Source organism: uncultured Acinetobacter sp. (assembly GCF_947624825.1).
Taxonomy (GTDB): Bacteria; Pseudomonadota; Gammaproteobacteria; order Pseudomonadales; family Moraxellaceae; genus Acinetobacter.
This window is the reverse complement of record NZ_CANQLZ010000104.1, coordinates 1-4,601: the sequence shown is the minus strand read 5'-3', so window position 1 is coordinate 4,601 and position 4,601 is coordinate 1. Positions and strand designations below refer to the sequence as shown.

The window sequence follows — 4,601 nt, the reverse complement described above, 5'->3', positions numbered from 1 at the left end:
ACTCTCACACCTCGCGGCGCTGGAACCTAAATCCAGTGCGTCTACCAATTTCGCCACGTCCCCAATGGCTGTGTATACTATACAGATCAGTTTTGACTGACAAGTATTTTTTTCAAAAAATTATTTGATTGCTTAAATATAAAACAAAATAGGATGCTTTTAGTCAATTATTCGCTGTAAATGCTGTTTAAGCATCCCATAATCCTGTTCACGGGCTGTTGTTTGCTTATGGGTTAAAGCTTTAAGCACAGGTAAAAACACAGCATAAGGCGCATTAAGCTCTAATTCTAATTGCTGACAATGTAAATATGCCCAATCTAAATAGCTTTTGGCTGTGAGCCGCTGCCCTGCCAACCATTCATATAAAATGATGCCTAAAGCATATAATTCAGTGTATAAGGTTTTGGGTTGCCCATGAAACAGTTCAGGTGCCATATAACGCGGTGTTGCGGTGAGTTGCGCAGGCGCGTTTTGAATGGGTTGTACCTGTTCAAAATCAAGCAATTTTAATTGACCTTGCCACATGACAAAATGCTCATGTTTTAAATCGGCATGTAAATAACCTAAATGATAAAAGTGTTCAATTGACAGCAGCATGGCTAAGATTTTTTTAGCAATCTGCTTAATGCTCAGTTGTGTTGCAATACTTAGCCAAGGCGTGGCATGCGGTAAGATCAAGGCTGTATAACTTGCCTTAAATTCAGCACAATGCGATACATCAAGCTGCTGACAGGGCAATAGATATGCGACATTTTGCATGTGTTGATAAAACTTTAATTCTTGGCAATAGCTGTGTTCAAACTGCATATGCGTGTCACGCAATTGTATTTTGAGCCAATAATGATTGTCATGCTGCTTGAACCGATATAAACGACGTCCATAGGCATGGCTTTTAGCCTTGGTCATGTCTATTAATTGATTCACTTCAAACGGCAATATATTCACGACCTGCATGTTGCTGCGGATTATCCTGAAAAGTAAGTAGCTCTAAACAATGTTGAATGGTTTTCCCAACACGCGCATGGGTTTCAATCGCAGAGATTTTAGGCCAAGTGGCACGCTCCCCTTCGCGTTGCAATAATTTAAACAAGTGCGGGCGTGGGTTTTGCATTAAATAATAATAATGACGCAAGCTGTAATTGCCAAAAATATTCAGATCACCATAGTAACGTTGATCCAACACCCCATAACCATGATCAAGCACACGGCGCACCGCCGGCACACTCCCGACCCGTTCACGGGTAAAATCAAGTACACCGCGCGTAAAGACTTTGCCTTGGCGACGAATAATGCGCTCAGGCCAACTGATAATATCTTTACGATAACGCTCGGCGTCACTTTGCATAAAAGGCACTACATGCGGATTGGTTTGACTGGCAATGGTGTAATTGATGTTATATAGGCGTGCCATTTTCTCTTGCGGGAAATCACTGCGCACACTCCCATCGACCCAACGCGTGGTGGCCATATACGGCGTTTGCTGTCCATCATAACGTTTACTAGTGAGTTTAACTGGCGGAAATAAAATCGGTACTGCACACGATGCCAACACCGCACTCCATACCAATAAGTCAGGTGACGTCAGATTATTCATAATTCGTGCGTCTTGTGAGGCATCATAGGGCGCGACGGCCACGTTAATATGTAAGCCTGAAGCCTTATGCGCCTCAGCAAAAGTCACATCGCCCATATTGCTAATTAAAAATTTCTTTAAATGTTTTACATCGGCCATACCACCACTACCGCGCAAAATTTGGCTAAGTTTACGAAATTTAAAAGCTTCACTCATCAGGTTTTCCCCACTGAGTAAATTTAAAATTTCTGAGGGTTTGGTTAAGCCAATCATCGAGGTGACTATCGCACCAGCACTAGAACCTGATAAAACTTTAGGCAATAAATCTTGCTCAAGCAAAGCTTTACACACCCCTGTATGAAACAAACCTAAAGTTGAACCACCAGAGAACATTAATGCAGGCTGACCATAGGCTTGCTGTGCATGTTGGAAGAATTCTATTTTTTCTTGATGCTGTAATTCAGTACACGCATCAGACGCAATAAAGGCCAAACTTTGACTGACCTCTTCAATATAATCTTCAATAATGCGTTTGGTTCCCACATAAGTGGCACTAAACAACAAAGGGTGTGCGATATTGGCAATGTCGTAAGTCAGACCTTCTCTTAAAATATATATTAAGTCACGACAACGCCCACTGTTACGGTAACGTTTAAGCATCGTTAAGCGATAAGCAATGACTTCAGCATCAAAATACGGCGAACAGTTATCGTACTTCCATTCTTGTGCGCCAGAGGCTTCATCTATTCTTAACGCTAAAGCTTTCCATTCTTCATAACTTTGTGCATGCTCAAGTTGCTGTTTCAGCTGTTTAATCCGATACACTTGATGCGATTGACCCCGCTGTATAAACCCTTGAAACAACATAGACACTCCTTTAGTACGCCCTTAGGCGTTGTGTGTACTGCATGATCATGACTGATGAATTGTATTAGCAAATTTAGCCAAGTTGGTATAGAGTTTTTTCCTATATTTAAACCACCTTTACTTTACAATTATGCCAAGCATTCAACTTTCTGATTCTGTCCTACAAAGTTTAAATCAAGTGTTACAACAGTTACAGCATAGCTTACCACCCTTAAAGCAAGCACCTGATTTTTCAAGTATTGCCTTTAAATGGCAACAAGGCGAGTTACACAGTATTTGTAGTCCGCGCCAAATGACACTTGATGATTTAAAAGGTATTGAACGTCAAAAGCAAAAGGTTGTACAAAATACCTTACAATTTTTACAAGGCTTACCTGCCAATGACGTGTTACTCACTGGTTCACGCGGCACAGGAAAGTCTTCAATTGTACGCGCCTTACTCAATGAATATAGCGCACAAGGCTTACGCTTAATTGAAATTGAACGTGATGATTTACGTGATTTACCTAAGATTCAACAACTAATCCAAGATCGTCCTGAAAAATTTATTGTTTATTGTGATGATTTGGCTTTTAACGCAGAAGATGAAAATTATCGTAGTTTGAAAAGTGTGTTAGATGGTTCTTTACAATCGGGTTCAAGTAATTTTTTAATCTATGCCACCAGTAACCGTCGTCATTTACTGCCCGAATTTATGCATGAAAATACGCCAGTGCTCAAAGCGGATGTACCACAACATACCGAATTACACCCGCAAGAAGCCATTGAAGAGAAAATTTCTCTTTCTGATCGTTTTGGTTTGTGGTTGTCATTTTATCCAATGGATCAAAACTTATATTTAGAAATTGTGGATCACTATTTAGTACAAGCCAAGATGCACTTAACCACTGAAGCGCGCGCTGAGGCCTTACGTTGGTGTCAAAGTCGTGGGCAACGTTCGGGGCGTTCGGCTTATCAATTTTCTAAACATTGGATTGGTTCGCAGCATTTGAAAAATATTTAAAATATATGCTACATTAAGTTCACCTAAAATAAAGGTGAACTTAACTCTCATTTTAAATAAAATTCAGCATTTGATAAAAAATAATTTTTTAAATAAGATAGTTTTCCACAAATTAAATATGATTAAGCATGAAAGCTAGCGAAACCAAGATAGAAGACTTTTTATCCTCCAATAAGACTCAATTTGTAATTCCTGTATATCAAAGGAACTATGCTTGGAATACTTCTGAGTGCTTGCAACTTTTTAATGATATTATTGAAACTGGAGAAAATGATAAAATTAATGCACATTTTATAGGAAGTATTGTTTATGTTCATGATGATGTATATACATCATCCAAGATAAAAGAATTAAATATTATTGATGGTCAGCAAAGATTAACCACTTTAACTTTGGTCTACCTAGCAATTTTGCATTTTGCTATAGAAAGTGATGATGAAGAATTAAAAAGTGAAATAAATGAAACTTATCTTATTAATAAATTTGCTTCGGGTGATGAAAAAATAAAACTCAGAACTACTGACAATAATTTAGATGCTTTAAAATTTTTATTAAGAGCTGACAAAACTGAAGACTACAAAAACTTTTCAAAAATCATTGAAAATTTCAATTTTTTTAAGAAAAAAATTACCTCTGATAACTTGAAAGCTGTTCGAGATGGGTTATCTAAGTTAATGTTTGTGGAAGTCTCTCTAGATCGAGAGAAAGATGATCCCCAAAGAATTTTTGAAAGCTTAAACTCTACAGGCTTAGAACTTACACAGGCAGACCTAATTAGAAACTATATTCTAATGGGCTTAAACCACGAAGATCAAAAAAATATTTATGAGAATTATTGGGAAATAATTGAACAATTAGCGAAAAATGAGACAACCAACCAAAGTTTAGTTTCTGATTTTATTAGAGATTTTTTAACATTAGAAACGAATAATATTCCTAAAAAAGATAAAGTGTATAATGAGTTTAAGTTAAATTATCCTACTACCAGTTTTGAAAAAACTAAAGAAACTTTACAGACATTAAAAAGCCTAGTAAGACATTATAATAAACTTATAAATCCTCAAAATGAACAAGATATAGAGGCGAATTCAAACATGAGGTGCGACAGTTTCAAAAGCCTTATGATAATCAACAAGCTGAGCAAATTTCTCTAATGGT

3 protein-coding genes and 1 pseudogene are annotated in these 4,601 nt (G+C 37.4%); 2 read left to right on the top strand and 2 right to left on the bottom strand.

Annotated features, from left to right (window positions below; all coding sequences use genetic code 11):
- Positions 1-159: 159 nt before the first annotated feature.
- Positions 160-924: a hypothetical protein gene (locus Q0017_RS13340; protein ID WP_298147802.1), complete on the bottom strand. Its 765-nt coding sequence runs from the start codon at positions 922-924 to the stop codon at positions 160-162.
- Position 925: 1 nt separating this feature from the next.
- Positions 926-2,440, bottom strand: coding sequence for a DUF3336 domain-containing protein (locus Q0017_RS13335; protein ID WP_298147799.1), 1,515 nt, complete (start codon positions 2,438-2,440; stop codon positions 926-928).
- A gap of 130 nt (positions 2,441-2,570) precedes the next feature.
- On the opposite strand from Q0017_RS13335, the gene Q0017_RS13330 reads away from it, so the two are divergent.
- On the top strand, positions 2,571-3,443 hold the full coding sequence (locus Q0017_RS13330; RefSeq protein ID WP_298147796.1) for an ATP-binding protein: 873 nt from the start codon (positions 2,571-2,573) through the stop codon (positions 3,441-3,443).
- Between the two features lie 128 nt (positions 3,444-3,571).
- A pseudogene (locus Q0017_RS13325) lies at positions 3,572-4,219 on the top strand (DUF262 domain-containing protein); the annotation flags it as partial.
- Positions 4,220-4,601 lie beyond the last annotated feature (382 nt).